The organism is Spirillospora sp. CA-108201 (assembly GCF_050936235.1).
Classification (GTDB): domain Bacteria; phylum Actinomycetota; class Actinomycetes; order Streptosporangiales; family Streptosporangiaceae; genus Spirillospora.
In genome coordinates this window covers 530,101-545,311 of the sequence record NZ_JBNJNE010000001.1, presented here as the reverse complement: position 1 = coordinate 545,311, position 15,211 = coordinate 530,101, and the positions used below count along the sequence as shown (strand labels likewise).

General features: G+C 68.6%; 12 protein-coding genes and 1 tRNA gene. 6 read left to right on the top strand and 7 right to left on the bottom strand.

The features are described 5' to 3' along the window. Positions 1-371: 371 nt before the first annotated feature. Together hemC and ACQEU6_RS02635 are read right to left on the bottom strand one after the other, a co-directional pair. The gene (gene hemC / locus ACQEU6_RS02640) at positions 372-1,301 is read right to left on the bottom strand and encodes a hydroxymethylbilane synthase (RefSeq protein ID WP_499328965.1); all 930 of its coding nucleotides are present in this window, start codon (positions 1,299-1,301) and stop codon (positions 372-374) included. Between the two features lie 518 nt (positions 1,302-1,819). Beyond that, positions 1,820-3,226, bottom strand: a complete 1,407-nt coding sequence (locus ACQEU6_RS02635) for an ABC1 kinase family protein (RefSeq protein ID WP_499328964.1) — start codon at positions 3,224-3,226, stop codon at positions 1,820-1,822. Between the two features lie 7 nt (positions 3,227-3,233). On the opposite strand from ACQEU6_RS02635, the gene ACQEU6_RS02630 reads away from it, so the two are divergent. The 4 genes from ACQEU6_RS02630 (at position 3,234) to ACQEU6_RS02615 (ending at position 8,035) form a co-directional block, all read left to right on the top strand. Then, positions 3,234-3,662 (top strand): hypothetical protein, encoded by a 429-nt coding sequence (locus ACQEU6_RS02630; RefSeq protein WP_499328963.1) that lies wholly within the window; start codon positions 3,234-3,236, stop codon positions 3,660-3,662. A 354-nt stretch (positions 3,663-4,016) separates the two neighbouring features. Continuing rightward, on the top strand, positions 4,017-5,771 hold the full coding sequence (locus tag ACQEU6_RS02625) for a hypothetical protein (RefSeq protein WP_499328962.1): 1,755 nt from the start codon (positions 4,017-4,019) through the stop codon (positions 5,769-5,771). 68 nt (positions 5,772-5,839) lie between these two features. Further along, positions 5,840-7,717: a hypothetical protein gene (locus ACQEU6_RS02620; RefSeq protein ID WP_499328961.1), complete on the top strand. Its 1,878-nt coding sequence runs from the start codon at positions 5,840-5,842 to the stop codon at positions 7,715-7,717. 240 nt (positions 7,718-7,957) lie between these two features. Further along, positions 7,958-8,035 (top strand) — tRNA-Met (locus tag ACQEU6_RS02615). Between the two features lie 249 nt (positions 8,036-8,284). On the opposite strand, the gene ACQEU6_RS02610 is transcribed toward ACQEU6_RS02615, so the two are convergent. Next, positions 8,285-8,950 carry a tRNA-dependent cyclodipeptide synthase gene (locus ACQEU6_RS02610; RefSeq protein WP_499328960.1) on the bottom strand — a complete coding sequence of 222 codons (666 nt, stop codon included), beginning with the start codon at positions 8,948-8,950 and terminating at the stop codon, positions 8,285-8,287. A 539-nt stretch (positions 8,951-9,489) separates the two neighbouring features. Between ACQEU6_RS02610 and ACQEU6_RS02605 the strand changes: the two genes are divergently transcribed. Next, positions 9,490-10,671, top strand: coding sequence for a cytochrome P450 (locus ACQEU6_RS02605; RefSeq protein ID WP_499328959.1), 1,182 nt, complete (start codon positions 9,490-9,492; stop codon positions 10,669-10,671). Positions 10,672-10,771: 100 nt separating this feature from the next. Here the strand turns inward: ACQEU6_RS02605 and ACQEU6_RS02600 are convergent, their stop codons facing one another. Both ACQEU6_RS02600 and ACQEU6_RS02595 read right to left on the bottom strand, forming a co-directional pair. Beyond that, a complete protein-coding gene (locus ACQEU6_RS02600; protein WP_499328958.1) occupies positions 10,772-11,518 on the bottom strand; it encodes a class I SAM-dependent methyltransferase in 747 nt (248 codons plus the stop codon). An 88-nt stretch (positions 11,519-11,606) separates the two neighbouring features. Beyond that, positions 11,607-12,812 carry a cytochrome P450 gene (locus ACQEU6_RS02595; protein ID WP_499328957.1) on the bottom strand — a complete coding sequence of 402 codons (1,206 nt, stop codon included), beginning with the start codon at positions 12,810-12,812 and terminating at the stop codon, positions 11,607-11,609. Between the two features lie 138 nt (positions 12,813-12,950). On the opposite strand from ACQEU6_RS02595, the gene ACQEU6_RS02590 reads away from it, so the two are divergent. Continuing rightward, on the top strand, positions 12,951-13,703 hold the full coding sequence (locus ACQEU6_RS02590) for a class I SAM-dependent methyltransferase (RefSeq protein WP_499328956.1): 753 nt from the start codon (positions 12,951-12,953) through the stop codon (positions 13,701-13,703). Positions 13,704-13,904: 201 nt separating this feature from the next. On the opposite strand, the gene ACQEU6_RS02585 is transcribed toward ACQEU6_RS02590, so the two are convergent. After that, complete coding sequence (locus tag ACQEU6_RS02585) at positions 13,905-14,270, bottom strand: hypothetical protein (RefSeq protein WP_499328955.1); 366 nt, start codon at positions 14,268-14,270, stop codon at positions 13,905-13,907. Between the two features lie 136 nt (positions 14,271-14,406). After that, positions 14,407-14,970, bottom strand: coding sequence for a Uma2 family endonuclease (locus tag ACQEU6_RS02580; RefSeq protein ID WP_499328954.1), 564 nt, complete (start codon positions 14,968-14,970; stop codon positions 14,407-14,409). Positions 14,971-15,211: the final 241 nt, after the last annotated feature.

The window sequence follows — 15,211 nt, the reverse complement described above, 5'->3', positions numbered from 1 at the left end:
CATACTCGTACTCGTTGGTGATTTGGCTCACACGTTGCCTCTTCGTTCGTCCAGACCGGCGATACGGTCAGGGCGTGGCGATCGAAGAGACAGCGGCTTGACCAGGCGGGCTCCGAGCGTGGAGTGACACCGGCGGGATCCGGTGCAGGGACGCCGGCGTTTCAAGGGCCGAGCGCCGCAACCGACTCGCCGTCGGCGAGGCGGCCGTGCACTGGAAGCTGATCGAGACGAACCAGAGCGACCTGCTGCGCACTGCGATCCCCCTCCGGGAGAACGAACTCTCGTCGGTCACGCTGCTGCGACGGCCGGCGACCACCCCGCCAGAACCGCCTGGACCGCCCCTTCCGGCCGAAGTTCCCAGGGTCGGCCTCTTACTCCTCTGTTCTGGGCAGCAGGGCGTCGGCGCCGCGAGCACGCAGCAGATCGGCCAGCCGAGCGCCGAGCATCTCAGGAGTCTCACACGGCCCGGCTGTGCGGGAGGCGCGGACCTGGCGGCGGCCGTCGAGACTGGTGACGCTCCCGCTGAGACGCAGGCCCGCGGACGTGTGCTCGGCGTAGGCGCCGATCGGCAGGGTGCACCCGCCCCGCAAGGCGTGCATCATCGCGCGTTCCGCGCGGACCGCGACGTCGGTGACAACATCTCCGGCCTGTGACATTTCAGTCAGAAGACCGCGGTCGTCCCGATGGACCTGGATCGCCAGCGCGCCCTGGCCGGGATCGGGCAGGAAGTCCTCGGCGGGCAGCCGCTGGGTGGCGGCGTCCGCCAGGCCGAGACGATCCAGCCCCGCGGCGGCCAGCACCACCGCGTCCAAGGTCCCGCCGTGAGCACGAGCGCGGGCCAGCCTCGGCGGAACGTTCCCGCGGATCGCGACGATGCGCACGTCAGGCCGCAGCGCCCGCAGCTGCGCCGCGCGGCGAGCCGCGCCGGTGCCGACCCGGGCGCCCAGCGGCAGCGTCTCCAGCGTCGCGCCGCACAGCGCGTCGCGGACGTCGCCCCGTGGAGGAGTGACCGCCAGCACGAGGTCCGGATGCCCACCCGCCACCAGGTCCTTGGCCGAGTGCACCGCCACATCGACACGGCCCTCCAGCAGCGCCTGCTCCAGCGCACCGGAGAACGCCCCTGCCCCCGCGATCTCCCCCAGCGGCCGACGGCGGTCCCGATCGCCGGCCGTCAACACCGTCACCGTCCGCACCGGCCCGCGATACACCAGACGCGCGCGGAACTCGGCCACCATCGCCCGCGCCAGGCGACTCCCCCGTGACCCGATCACCAGCTCCCGCATCCGCGGCTCTTCTGCCATAACGCCGATCGTAGAGACGCCCGGCCCCATCATGACCGGACCGCCACAACCCGGCGACCTGCTCGATGCCCGCCCAGACGCCACGGCGGCGCTGCACTCGGCCAGCGGTGACTCGCCCTCCGCGGTGCCTGGCCGCCCCCACGAGCGCGGCCGGGCACGCCTGCGGTTCAGGGGTATTGATCGCGACGAAGACCGACCAGAACTCGCTGAAGACCGGGTCCCACATCGGCCCGGCGGGATCTCCAGCGCCGTCCGCGTGCGTCTCGCCAGTCCGTACCGGTCCTGGCCTTCCACACGGTCCCGATGATCACCTGCCGATGGTCACGCCCCCGAGGCGGGCAGCAACGGTTCGGCCCGCGCCCAGGCCGCATCGGTCAACTCATGTCGACGCCCCATGGCCACCATCAAGCCACAACCCAAGATCCAGATGCGTGGAACAGGCCTTAGAACGATGGGCTCCGGCTGCTGCAGATCGTCCCGACCGGAGGTAGGGCCCCTTGAAGGCCGTCAGGCTCAAGCTACGACGACGGGCTTCGGGACGTCTTCGCATCGAGGGTTCGGCGGATGATCGTTTCCGCCAGCACCGCGGCGGCCCTTGAGGGAAGCGTCTGGTTGATCAGCACACGATGCCGCTGGCGGGGCGCGATGGGGTCGCCCAGGTTGGTCCGTGCGTGGATGCCGAAGCGGCCGTCGGTCACGTCTCTGAGGATGGCCTGCAGCTGCGCCGGCGAGGTGTTGGCCGTGTACAGAAGGTCGAGGAGGAGCTGGCCGGCCTGCTCTGCGCTCAGCGATTCGCGGGCGATGTCCTGAATGATCTCCTGAAACGAGTTGCGCAGCGCTCGGTCGAGTTTCAGCTTGGGGTAGATGTAACGAACGGAACCTTCAATATTGGCCATGGATTTACTGAGCAGGGAGATCACGGGACTGATCTGGATCCCGTGAGCCGTCGCGTGCTGGGCGACGGACATGAGAGCAACCCCGAAGTTGAACTCGTCCAGCGAGGCGTTCGCCCAGTAGGGGATGGTCCGCGACACGTCGTTGACGAAACGGGCGGGGTTGCCCCATGGTGTGGGAGAGCCGATTTTGACCCAGTTTCTCGCCATGGCCGCCCCGTCTCCGCGGGCGACCGCCAGGATGGCGCTGAGCATGGTGATGCTCGTACTCCGATCGATCTTGCCGTACATACCCCAGTCGATGAGATATGCCTTGCCCTCCTGGGTGATGAGGATGTTGCCCGGATGGGGGTCGGCGTGGAAGGCGCGCTCAACGAAGTAGCCGCGATACATGAAGTACATCAGCTGGTAGGCGATCTTCTTCCGCTTCTTGCTCGACAACTCGTCGGGCTTCAGCTTGTTGGCCGGTGTCCCGTCCACGAAGGACTGCACCAGGACCCGCGGCGTGGCTTCGATCACTCGGGGCACTCTGAGGCTGTTGAAGCGTTTCGCGGCCTTGCGCGCGTCCTTCATGTTCTTGGCTTCACGGGTGAAGTCGACCTCTGATTCCATCGCGGTGAACAGCACGTCGAGCATCGATCTGATGTCGACGACCTCGGTGAAATGCGGGGCCGCTCTGGTCGCCAAGCCGGCGATCTTGCGTAAGACGGCCATGTCGCCCAGCATGGCCTCGGAGCTGCCAGGACGTTGGATCTTCACCACACAGGGGCGCCCGTCGGACCAAACGGCGCGGTATACCTGGGCCACGGAGGCCGCGCCGAGCGGCCGCTCGGTGCGTATCTCGCGGAACCGCGACCGCCACTGGGGACCGAATTCCTCTTCCAGGACCGGCTCGAAAACGGAGAAGGGTTCGACGCGCGCCCAGTCGTTGAGGTTGGCCAGTTCGTCCATGACGTGCTGGGGCACGAAGTCGGGCCGGGTCGCCATCATTTGCCCGAATTTGATGTAGATGGGCCCGAGTTCTTCGAGCATCGCGCGGATGTTCTTGGCGCGCTCGTACCTGCGCTCCTCGCCACCGGGCGCGGATGGCGGAGCGAGCCGCGATCGGACGCTTCGCGCGACCTCCGAGGCGACCGATCGCGACACTATCCTGGCGGTACGGCCGGCCCTGCCTGTGGGCACGCGCTCTCCCTACCCGTCGGCCAGGCCGGCTCGGCCGGCCGGCAGCGGCAAGCGGCGGCTCGGGCTACTTCCGCGCTTCGGTGATCTGGGCAAGCTGGGAGACCTGCTGGCCAAGCATGTCGATCTGCCCAGCCAGTTCACGGATGTGCCGCTCGTTCCGCTTCGCCCGCTTCTTTGCGCTTTTCTTCTTTTTCTTCACACCCCAACTCTTCCGCATGGCTTTGGTATGCCGGTTGCCGGCTTTCTCGGAACGCCTGATCATGTCGTCGAAGACCGACCTTCTTGACACGAGGTCACCTCTCCCTCAATGTATGGCCCTGATCGGGTTGTTCAGAGATCACCGATTCGGCAAATCTCCGCTTACCCTTGCCAGCTTTGAGAGGAGTATGCATCCCACTACCCGCCCATTGTCAACACCTGCGGCGGGCTTTCCCTTCACCCTTTCTTCGGACTCTGATCGGGGCGGAGAGAGGGCGCTCTAATTGTTCCCAGTTGACCTGTTTGCCGCAATTGTCGTCGCCAGGAAGGGCTATCTCATCGGAGAGCAGATGGTGGGCGGCCTGGATACATCGGTCAGTGCCGGCACCGGCTTGGCACTGAGAACTCGCACAGCCGGCAGGGAACCGCAGTGAGGGCGCCGGTGAGGCCCTCCAGCCCGGCACCGGACCGGGAGGCGAACCACGACGTGCTCATCGCGGGTCGACTGCTCGAACAGGTCACCGCCGGTACAGGCCGCCCCTTGTCGGCGTCGGTCTACGAGACGGCCCGGCTGGTGCGCCTGGCGCCCTGGGTTTGGGGCCATCATGGGCGGGTCGACTACCTGATGGCCCTGCAAGGCCGGGACGGCGCCTGGGGTGGGCCCGGCGGCTACGCGCTGGTTCCAACGCTCAGCGCCACCGAAGCGCTGCTGCATCTGGCCCTGGCCAGGGATCGGCCAGCGATCCGGGCCGACAGCGCCACAGATGCCGCCGATCTTCTGGCCACCGCCGCCGATCGCGGACTTCAGGCGCTGCGCAGCATGCTCGGCGAGGGGGCGCGACCACGCCCGCCGGTCCAGGCCCGAACGGTTGGCAGTGACATCTTGGTCCCGCACCTGGTGAAGGAGCTCAACGGGACGCTGCGCCAAGGCGACCCCCGCTCAGCTGCGTACCGTCGTCTGAAACACCATACGTTCGCGCCTTTCTCATGGCCGTCTCCACCCTCGCTCCCTTCCTGCCGTTGTTCCTCTCCACGGGGCTGCGGAAGGCCGGCTCGGCATCAGGACGGGGCAGTCGGGGCACGGGCGATGGCCGACCAGGCGGCACCGCCCGACCACCGATCACCGCTCCCGAACTGCCGCATCTTTGAGGCCACGGGCGCCCTGGCCGACGCGGCGCCCGATGGCATGGCTTCTGGGATGGTCGATGGTGCATCGGGTGAGGTGCCCGCCGGAGGCGGATTGGTCGGCGGCTCGCCGGCGGCCACCGCAGCGTGGCTGGCGGGCCGCCCGGCCGCCGAGCGCGACTCGAACCACACGTGCTCGCTCGAGGAGGTGGCTCGCCGCTACGGAGGCCCGGTCCCTGGGTCATGGCCGGCGACGGAGTTCGAGCAAGGGCATGTGGTGGCCGCTCTGGCGCGTGCCGGCCTGGGCTCGGCCGTCCCCCGGGAACTGCGGGAGCGCTTGTGGCGGTGGGTGAGCCGCAGCACCGCCGTCGGCTGCGGACCTCGCGAAGCGTGCGCGGCCCGCAGCGCTGCAGTGCACGCTCTCGGCGAACTCGGCGCGCGTCTTCCTTCCAGAACGGTCCGGCTGTGCGCGACCGTGACATGGGCCCGGTGCGGGCCAGGCGAACCGGTTCCCTCGCCGGTCGCCACAGCCCACACGCTGGAGGCGGTCGGCGCGCACGCTGCGGCCGTCCCCGGGCAGCGGCTGCGCTGGACGTCGGCCATCATCAAGATCACACGGTGGCTGTGTGAGAACCAGCACCCCGGCGGTCACTGGGAGGACCCCGGGCACGCCTCGCCCTACTACGCGACCTCGTACGTCACCATGGCCATGAGCCGCCACGGCGACCGCACCGGTATCTCCGCGGCGGCCCGCGCGGGCCGGTGGATCCGGGGCACTCAGCGTCCCGACGGCTCGTGGGGAGTCTGGGGCGGGACCGCCGAAGAGACCGCCTACGCACTGCAGGCGCTGTTGGCGCTACCGCACGACAGATCATCAGCCGCGGGCTCGGCGGCCGCGCTGACCAGGGGTGCGGCGGCTCTGCGCCGCCTGGCCGCCACCGAGACCGGGCGACCGCCGTTGTGGCATGGCAAGGACCTGTACGCTCCCGTCGCGATCATCGATGCGGTGATCTTGTCGGTGAACCGCCGGCTGGTCGCCCGCTCGTGGCCGGCCGCGCCGCACCTTCTTTGATCACAGTGAGTCAAAGATTAATTACTCTATGTTAAGGTGCCGGTAGAGCCCGCGTGCGAAAGGACCATATGGCCCCCCGCGACACGACCCCCGCCACGGCCCCCGACCCCACCGAAATCGCCGGTGTCACCTCCAGCGCCGAGCAGGCTGCGCAGCCACCGGACGCGGCTGCGCAGACCCCCGCGCTGCCAGACGTTCCCCAGCAGGTCGCCCTGGTCAACGGCAGCTTCGAGGAACCGGCGATCAGCGGCAAGAACCAGATGTTGCCCGACGCTTCCGTGGAGGGCGCGCGTTCGGTACCGGGCTGGCGGACCACTGCCTCCGACCACGTGATCGAGCTGTGGCACAACCGCAGCGGAGTGCCCGCCGCGGACGGCATGCAGTTCGCCGAGCTGAACGCCAACGAGTCCTCCGCCTTGTATCAGGACCTGGAGACGACACCGGGCTCCACGCTGTACTGGAGCTTGCGCCACCGGGGCCGCAGCGGCGAGGACACGATGTCGGTCAAGATCGGGCAGCCTGACAGGAGACCGAACAAGACCTGGAACCTCACCGATGGCACCGCCGCATGGAGGCAGCACACCGGCGAGTACAAGGTGCCGCGAGGCCAGAAGATCACCCGATTCGCCTTCGAGGCCGGGGCCACCGCCGGCGGCGACCCCACCGTCGGCAACTTCCTGGACGACATCGTCTTCGGGACGGCGCCGTGCCTGGTGGTGACCAAGACCGCCGAACCGCAGTCAGGCGCCGCCGTCGGCGACATCATCACCTACACCGTCAACCTGGCAAACCACGGCGGAGTCCCCGCCGAGAACCTCATCCTGCACGACACGGTTCCCGCCGGCACCAGCTACGTCCCCGGCTCGATGAAGGTCACCGATGGCCCCGGCCCCAGTAGCGGCGGCACCGGTTGGTACGACTCCAAGACTCGCCGGATCACCCTCCCGCTAGGGCACGGCGCGAGCGCGTCCCACGGCGGCGCCCTGCCCTGCACCGTCGACCTGCCCGACGGCATCACCGCCCAGTTCCAAGTCCGCCTGGAACTGGGCGGCGCCGACCGCACACTGACGGGCAGAGCCTCCGCCACCTATGACAACACCCGCGCAAGCGACGCCGACAAGCATCTGAGCTCCACCTCGAACACCGCCATGGCCACCACCGCCCCTGCGGCCGCCGCGGAACTCACCGTGAGCATCACCGCCGACCGGACGAACGCTGCCATCGGCGAGGATGTCGCCTTCCACCTGGTAGTGAGCAACGACGGGCGCACCGACGCCAGCGGCGTCACCGTCACCCTCCCGCTCCCGGAGGGTCTTCGAGTCCTCTCCGCCACCGGGGCGGGTCCTTACGATCAGGAGACTGCGCAGTGGGACATCGGCGATGTCCCCGCCGGCGGGGCCGTCGATCTGTGTCTGCGCGCCACGGCCACGGCGGCGGGCGTCTTGTCCGTCACCGCCACCACCAGCCGCGGCGGCGATCCCGAGCAGGCACCGGTCGCCTCCGCGTCCGCGGCGGTCGCGGTGTGCGCGCACCCCGCTGCCGGGTCGGGCGGGGCCTCCGCACTGCCCGCCACCGGCCCTGGTGGGGCCGCCGCGCACGAGCAGGGGGCCGCGGGTGACGCGGCGCAGATGGTGTTCACGCAGGCCGCACAGCGCCACCCCGGGATCGCGCTCTGCCTGCCCAGCCACCTCGTCCACCTCGGCCCCGCGATCGTGTCGTGCGGCTGCGCGGCCGGCGTCATCGACCGAGTCGGACACGACCGGCCTGTGTACACCGGTTCCGGTGTGGCCGCCCCGGCCACCGGTATCAACACCCTGGGCTTGGCTTGGGTCGGCAAGAGAGGCAGCAAGAAGCGCTCCCGCCACCACAAGCAGGTCCTTCACGAATTGGCCCTGCAGATCCACGCGCTCAACCGGCAGCTCGCCGAACTCCAAGACAGGCGCTGACCCGGGAACGCCGGCCGGCCGGGCGCCTCAGGTACCGCCCTGCCCATCGGCCATGTCAGCAGCCGCGCCGCAATAGCAGCCGCGGAGTTCTCACGCGATTGCCTGGCTGACAGGGCTTCACCAGCGGCCCGGGAACCAACGCGGCAAGACTCCTCCAAGGAGTGGCCGGATTCGCCTGGCAGAGATTTCGAAGGAACGCTAAGCTCGAAAAAGCTGAATGCCGGTACGGTGCTCAGCGACGGCGGAGTGGAGCAGTTAGGTAGCTCACTGGGCTCATTACCCAGAGGTCGCGTGGTTCGAATCCCGTCTCCGCCACCACCTTTAAGAGACGCCTCAGCGGCGCCTCTAGGACGTTTCGATCAGCTCGCCATAACTGCGCCTTAGTTCCGACTCCGGGCGCCGGCGACGAAGAGCCGTGAACGCTCGCCCGAGGAATGCACTACAGCACCAAAAAGGCCCCGGGCCCGGTTACACGCAAGTGAGCGCGTACAACCGGGCCCGGGGTCTTGTGGTGAGAGCTCTTCGCCTCTTCGACTCTTTCGTTTGCGCCGTTCCGAAAACCTTTGGTCAGGGCCGAGTCTCGAGTGGCCGTTCGATCGGCTTCGCCACGATATAGCCTTGGGCCTGGTTGCGGATGGCGGTTCCGTAGAGGTGCCGCAGAACGGGCATGATGCTGTGGTAGCAGAACACCGATGAGGATACTCCGAGTATTTCCGGAGAGTTGAACAGCACGGGCATCTCGGCGTACAGGTAGGCGAGCCCGGCCTGCAGCTTTGCCTCCTCCGCCTCGGGAGAGGCGCCATCGCACCGTGACCGCAGGATGTACCGCACGTGCTCCTCACACGCCTTCTGGAGTCCGCCGTCCGAGCCGAGGCGCTCTTCGATCCGCATACGCGTGTCCTGGTATCCGGGGAGATCCACGCATTCGGAGAGCGCACGAACGCGCACCCGAGGGTCTGGGCCGCCCGACTTCTCCACCGCCTGCCGGACGCGGCGCCGGGTATCCCGAATGGTCCGCGTGGCGCGCGCGCTGGCCTTCTGCGGAGTGTATCCGGAGGCGACGTACATGGTGTCGATGTGCTGGTCGACGTACACGATATCGATCTCGTCGAAGTGACGCTGCGCCCACTTCACGAGGGCGATGATGCGTTCACGGCTGAAGTAGCTGTTCTCGGGGCTGACGCCGATCAGGATGTGCTCGCCCTGGTCGAGCAACCGCCGGCAGGCAGGCATGTACGGCTGTGCGTCGATCGCTAATGCGGAGGCCGCGTAAGGGGGTCGAGATGAGGTTGGAGCCGAATCCATCGGAGGGAACCGCCAGTTCGTTTCGGGGTGGGAGAATGTTCCGAGCTTTCGTCATGGACGGGCGCGCGGGTAGGCGGGCGGGCCGCCCTCCTTCTGGCCGTTCTGGATCGGTCGCGGCATGTGTTGGTCCTCGGCCGCCCAGGGGCCCACCGTTCGACGGGCGCGAAGGGTGCTTCACGCTGGGTAGCGTAGCGGATGGCCTTTCGCCGTTGGGTGAAGTGGAGGATTGTTTTCTGTGGCGGTTCCGTCTCCGTCGTTCACACCGCGTCCAATCAAGGCACTCGTATCCCTTATTCAGAGCACGCCACCGAGGGGTCGCTATCGATGCGCTCCCCCAAGCACGGGGGATTTGCCTGGACTCAACAGTTTGTCATCATTTACACTTGGTTGTGCGACCACGAAGAATGCATGAACAGTGATGCTTTTATAACCGAAAAGCTGGTCGCCGCCGTGCTAGTAATGCCAATATGAAACCAATCAATCGCTTTCCTTTCGCGAGCGAGCCCGGCGGGTATCCGGTCGAGTTCGCCCGGAGGCAGGCCGAGGCTCCTCTCGCGGAAGTCGAACTGCCCAGCGGCGACCGTGCTCGGCTGGTGGTGCGCCGCGACGACGTCGCGGAGGTCCTGGTGAACCGGGCGTTCAGCCGCGACCTCGGCTACGAGGGGGCGCCCCGTGTGTCGACGACCTTCGATTCGGGAAGTCTTCCCGGCGCCATCATCGGCATGGACCCGCCCGAGCACACGCGCCTGCGTCGGCTGGTGGCTCACGCCTTCACCCCTCGTCTGGTCGAGCGGTGGAGACCGCGGATCGCGGAGATCTGCGCCGAGCTGCTCGACGGGCTGAAGGAGCCGCCGGCCGACCTCGTCCGGGACTACGCACTGCCGATCCCCGTCCGGGTCATCTGCGCGATGCTCGGAGTGCCTCATGCCGACATCGACAGGTTCCAGGACTGGTCGATCGCCCTGGTCTCCGTCTCCGCGCACACCATGCGGGAGCGCCTCGACGCCATGGAGGAGTTTCAGGAGTACGCGCACGCGATGATCAACCGGCACCGCCGCGATCCGGGGGAAGGGCTGCTGGACGAGCTCGTCAGAGCCCGTGACCACGGGGAGCAGCTGACCGAGGAGGAACTCGTCCTCACGACGCTCATCCTGATCGTGGCCGGATACGAGGCGGTTGCGATCGCTCTCAGCCGAGGCGTGCTCACCCTGCTGAAACGCGGCCAGTACGCGGCTCTGGTGGAGGACCCGACCCGGGTGCCCGGCGCCGTGGAGGAGATATTGCGCTTCGACCCGCCCGGCCCCACCGCCTTCCTGCGTGTGGCCAAACAGGACGTGGAGCTGCCGTCCGGCCCCGTGCACGCCGGTGAGGCAGTCCTCGCCGTGACCTCGGCCGCCAACCGGGACCCGCGGCACATCGGCAATCCCCACGACTTCGACATCAGCCGCGCCGACTCCGACCACCTGTCCTTCGGTGCGGGACCGCATTTCTGCATCGGCGCCTACCTGGCGCGCACCGAACTGCACGCTGCCCTGCTGGCTCTGTGCACGCGGCTGCCCGGCCTGCGGCTGGCGGTGCCACCAGAAGAGATCCCCTGGTCCAGCGGGATGATGCTGCAGGGCCCGGAGGTGCTCCCGGTCGCGTGGTGAGCGGCCGACACGTCCGTGAAGAGCGTTCAGAACGCGGTGGGCGCCGCTCCGACTTCGGCTGTGCCTGCCGAGGGCCACGCCCGGCAGGCACAGCCGTCCGTCAAGACGGGGGCTGCCCGGTGCGCTGGGCGCGGAACACCGTCCAGAACGGCGGGGTGACGCTGCAGCGCAGGGAGACCGAGGCGCCGCAGTCAGAGGCCAGGGCGCGCAGCGCGTCAGCGCCGTAGAACTTGCGGGCGCTGATCACCCAGTCGTGCAGGAGGGTCGGACCGCCACCGAGCAGCGCCACGGGGATGCCCGCGACCAGGCAGGCCGGGTTGCGCCAGCCGTCGATGATCAGCAGTCGTGACGCCACCCGAGTGCCCTCGCGCAACACCGCCTGGACCGCCGTGGGCCGCAGATGGTGCAGGGAGAAGGCGAACACCGCCAGGTCCCACGATCCGGCGTCGGCATCGATGCGGGTGGCGTCGATCACGGCCGTCTCCGCGCGGTGGTGGCGGCCCAGCGGTCCGGCCTCCAGGTCCCGGACGGTCTTCGGGGACACGTCGCTGAGGGTCCAGCGGGCGGTCGGATGCCGCGCCAGGACGTGCTGGGCCAGCCCACCGGATCCCGCGCCCAGTTCCAGGATCCGCGGCTTGGGCACCTCGGCGACCTCGGCCTGGATCCACCGGTCCCAGATCCGGTACAGGCCGCCAAAGCGTTGGAGGCGGTACAGGCCCTGGTGGACCCGCCGCGCCTTCTCAGCCGTCTCGGGCCGGTCGAGATACTCCAGCCGATCCGTCTCATAAAGACGATCCCACCAGCCGGCACGCGGGCCGCCGCGCGGCATGTCCGCCCTCGACCTCATCGATCCCATCCACTCGCCTTCCTGTTCGCGTCCGCTTCCTCGTGCCGCCCCGCGGCGGTCGGCCTCGCGACCGCCCTCGCGGAGGGCCTCACCAGCACACCGGGACCTGGTCGGGACGGGTCTGTCCGACGTCATTGCGCCATGGGATGTCGTCTTCGTGTACCGACAGGCGGAGTTCGGGGAAGCGGTCGAACAGCGTCTGAAACGCGATGGCGAGGTAGAGGCGGGAGAAGGCCGCGCCCAGGCAGAAGTGGGGGCCGGCGCCGAAGGTGGCGGTCGCGTCGGTGGGGCGGTGGATGTCGAACTCGTCCGGGGCGGGGTAGTGGCGTTCGTCCCAGGTGGCGCCGAGCATCGGCGCGCAGACGCCGTCGCCCTTGACGATGCGCACCCCGTGGAGGGTGACGTCCTCGGTGGCGACCCGCGGATAGCCGAGGACGCCGTTGTGGTGATAGCGCAACAGCTCCTCGACCGCCTTCGGCCACAGGCGGGGGTCGGCGATGCACTGGTCTAACTGCTCGCGGTGCCGCAGGAGGGTGATGACGCCGGTGGCGACCGGCGACACCAGCGGGTCGGAACCTGTGACGAACAGGTAGCTGACGGTGCCGCGGAGCTCCTGCTCGCTGATGGCGCCGTCGCGGTGCGCCCGGATGAGCGCACCGACGGGGTCATCGGCGCTCGGCCGGGCCCGCTTGGCGGCGATGACCTGATCGGTGAACTCCAGGGTTGTGCTGGTGGCGGCCGACACCTGATCGGCGTCCACGTTGAGGGCGATCTGGGTCCGGAAAGCCTCCAGATACTGGACGCGGTGCTGGATCGGGATGTCCAGCAGTTCGCAGCTGACCCGCAGCGGCAGGGGCGCCGCGTAGACCTCCAGAAGGTCGGCGGGACCGGGACTGGACGCCATGGCCTCCAGCAGCGCGCCGGCATGCCGTTCGATCATCGGCCTGTACCGCTGCACGCGGGCGGGCGTGTAGAAGGGGTTGAGGGCGTGGCGGATCCGGGTGTGGTCGGGCGGGTCGAGGTTGAAGATCCCACCAGGGACGATGGTGAAATCGTCGCCGACGAAACGCGGGGCGCCGGGGTAGGTGAGGTCGCGTGAGAAGCGGCGATCGGTGAAGACCCGGGTGATGTCGTCCTTGCGAGTGATCATCCATACCCGGTCACCGCTCGGCAGGATCACGGGGCAGACGGGCCGGTGCTCCCGGGCCCAGGTCAGGACGGGTGGCGGCGTGCCGTACGGGCCGAGGGGAAAGGGGTAGTGGAGGGGGAGGGCATGGTCTGCGCTGCAGTCCATCGGCATCCTTTGCGGTCGGGCTAGTGATCCGGGGGCGTTCGGGGGTGGAGTTGGGGCGGAACCGGGGTGCCACATCCAGGAAAATCACCTAGTGTGGTCACGTCAATACTATACGTGATCGAACGAAAATGGGTGATCATGAGTCAGTTCGACACGCTCGCCGCGGCCTACGAGGAGACGACCCGGCGGTTCCCTTTCCGGGAGCACATCGAGGCCCACAGCCTGCTCGCCGTGATCGGGTCGCTCGACGGCCTGGCCGTCCTGGACCTGGGCTGCGGGAGCGGCGTCTACACGCGCAGGTTGCGGCGTCTCGGCGCCGCCCGCGCCATCGGCGTCGACGCCTCCGCCGGCATGATCGAACACGGTGAGCGTCTGGAACGCGCCGAGCCGCTCGGCGTCCGCTACCTCACCGCCGACGCCGCCCTCGGCCTGGATCCCGGCCTGGTCGGGGCCTTCGACCTGGTCGTCGGCGTCTACCTCACGCCCTACGCCACCACGGCCGAGGATCTGACCGGCATCTTCCGGACCGCCCGGCAAGCGCTCAAGCCCGGACCCGCCGGCGGTCGGTTCGTGACTGCGGTCCTCAATCCGGACCACGCCAGATCGCCCGGCTACTACAAGCCGTACGGGTTCGACATCGTCTGCGATCCCGATGACGACCGAGACGGCGCGCCGACCGATCTGTCGGGCTCGATCGACGGTCACGACTTCCTGCTCCACGGCTTCCGCTGGTCGCAACGAACGCATGAGCGGGCACTCCGCGGCGGCGGGTTCACCAACGCGAAGTGGGTCCGCCCCACGCTCTCGGACGAGGGACGCCGCCTGCACCCCGATAGCTACTGGGCCGACTACCTTCGCCATCCCCACACATTGATCCTTGAGGCCACCTGACCCTTCCGCCGGTCGATCTCGTCACGTAGCGGCGTCGTCCTCGGCCGAGGTGACTTCGGCCGAGGACGGCATGGCCCGGCCGGCGCGGACAGAGTGGTACGGGCAGGCACTGAGAGCGCTGCTCTGATGCGAGGAATCTGGATTCTTGATCGACGAGGGTCCCGGATACCGGCTCGTGAAGCTCGGCGGTTGATTGCGAGATCAGGCGGTCGATCTCTGCAAGCCCACTGAGCGTTCGATACGTCCGTCCTCGGTGACGGGCTTGAGCGTGCGCGTCCTGCCCGCGCGTCGCGTCAGGTGAGGCGGGGTGGAGATCATCGGAACCGGATGGTCGAACCGGATGGGCGTGGCGTCGACGGCTCGGCCCCGCAGCCGAAGGCCGGCACGGGTGATGGTGTTCCCGACCTCGTCGCAGGTGTACAGGTCGGTGGTGTCGGTGGTGCCGTCGGTTTCGCTGAGCGACTTCAGCGCATGGGGGCTGGTGGCGCCGCTGTCGCCGAGAGGCGCGGGACAGGTGCAGGTGCGCCCCTCGGCGGCGGACGACTCCGGCTCCGGCCCGCCCTCCATCGGCCTCGGTGAGCGATCCGCTGACGGGCTCGCCTGCCCCGACGTCCACGAAGAAGAAGCCGCCTATCGGTCGGCGGAGTCGCGCATCGGCACGACGCCCTCAGCGCAGGGCTCCATGCACCGGGGGCGAGAGCGGTCAGAATTCGCGGGTGGGCAGCACGCCTTCGAGCGGGGCTTGGATGGGGAGGTCCTCCCCCAGGGCGACCGAGACGATGTGGGCGTAGTCATCCCCGCGCGGCTCGGAGAAGATCGTGGCCTTGCCGTCCAACCGGTCGATCAGGAGATACAGCGGGATGTCGGCGGCGGCGTAGCCGCGACGCTTGGGCCCGCGGTCGCGTTCAGCGCCCTTGTGATCCCGTCGACTCCCGGACGTCACCTCCAGGACCATCGCCACCCCGTCGGGCTTGCTGTGCCACTCGCGTCCCGCGAACGCGCCCTTGGGAGCGGCGATCCCGTCGGGCACGTACTCCCCCTCCGGGCTGATCAGCGTCAGGTTGCGGTGCAACCGCAGACCGTGGACGTCACGAACCCAGTCGTCGACCGCCACGATGATGGTCTCGTGCTGCCCATCGGGGGTCGGGGACACGATGATCTCTCCATCCACCAGCTCGGCCCGGAAACCCGGCATCACCTCGAGCGCGGCGAGCGCATCTCGCAGGTCGTCACGGACGAACGGCGGCTCTTCAGGCATCGCCGTCATCAGAGGTCTCCTCGCGGTCTCAACGGTGCTGGCGGCTCCCCCACAAACTAGCACCGGGGCCTGCCCGCCGACCGTGACCTGGGTGAACGCTCGCAACGCCTGCGCTCGACGGCAGCGCGAGTGGCCAACGGCCCTTCGGTGTGGAGATGACCGTCGGGCGTCCCACGCGAGAAGTCTGGACAAGCGGCGACGTTCGGTCACGATCAGCCACATAGCCCGCCCGTGTCGCAGGCGTCCTCTG

Bases quoted from the DNA above. Each gene is read 5' to 3' on its own strand.
- hemC (WP_499328965.1), bottom strand. From the start codon at position 1,301: ATGGCAGAAGAGCCGCGGATGCGGGAGCTGGTGATCGGGTCACGGGGG.
- ACQEU6_RS02635 (WP_499328964.1), bottom strand. From the start codon at position 3,226: ATGCTCGAAGAACTCGGGCCCATCTACATCAAATTCGGGCAAATGATG.
- ACQEU6_RS02630 (WP_499328963.1), top strand. From the start codon at position 3,234: ATGTTCTTGGCGCGCTCGTACCTGCGCTCCTCGCCACCGGGCGCGGAT.
- ACQEU6_RS02620 (WP_499328961.1), top strand. From the start codon at position 5,840: ATGGCCCCCCGCGACACGACCCCCGCCACGGCCCCCGACCCCACCGAA.
- ACQEU6_RS02610 (WP_499328960.1), bottom strand. From the start codon at position 8,950: ATGCCTGCCTGCCGGCGGTTGCTCGACCAGGGCGAGCACATCCTGATC.
- ACQEU6_RS02605 (WP_499328959.1), top strand. From the start codon at position 9,490: ATGAAACCAATCAATCGCTTTCCTTTCGCGAGCGAGCCCGGCGGGTAT.
- ACQEU6_RS02600 (WP_499328958.1), bottom strand. From the start codon at position 11,518: ATGAGGTCGAGGGCGGACATGCCGCGCGGCGGCCCGCGTGCCGGCTGG.
- ACQEU6_RS02595 (WP_499328957.1), bottom strand. From the start codon at position 12,812: ATGGACTGCAGCGCAGACCATGCCCTCCCCCTCCACTACCCCTTTCCC.
- ACQEU6_RS02590 (WP_499328956.1), top strand. From the start codon at position 12,951: ATGAGTCAGTTCGACACGCTCGCCGCGGCCTACGAGGAGACGACCCGG.
- ACQEU6_RS02585 (WP_499328955.1), bottom strand. From the start codon at position 14,270: ATGGAGGGCGGGCCGGAGCCGGAGTCGTCCGCCGCCGAGGGGCGCACC.
- ACQEU6_RS02580 (WP_499328954.1), bottom strand. From the start codon at position 14,970: ATGACGGCGATGCCTGAAGAGCCGCCGTTCGTCCGTGACGACCTGCGA.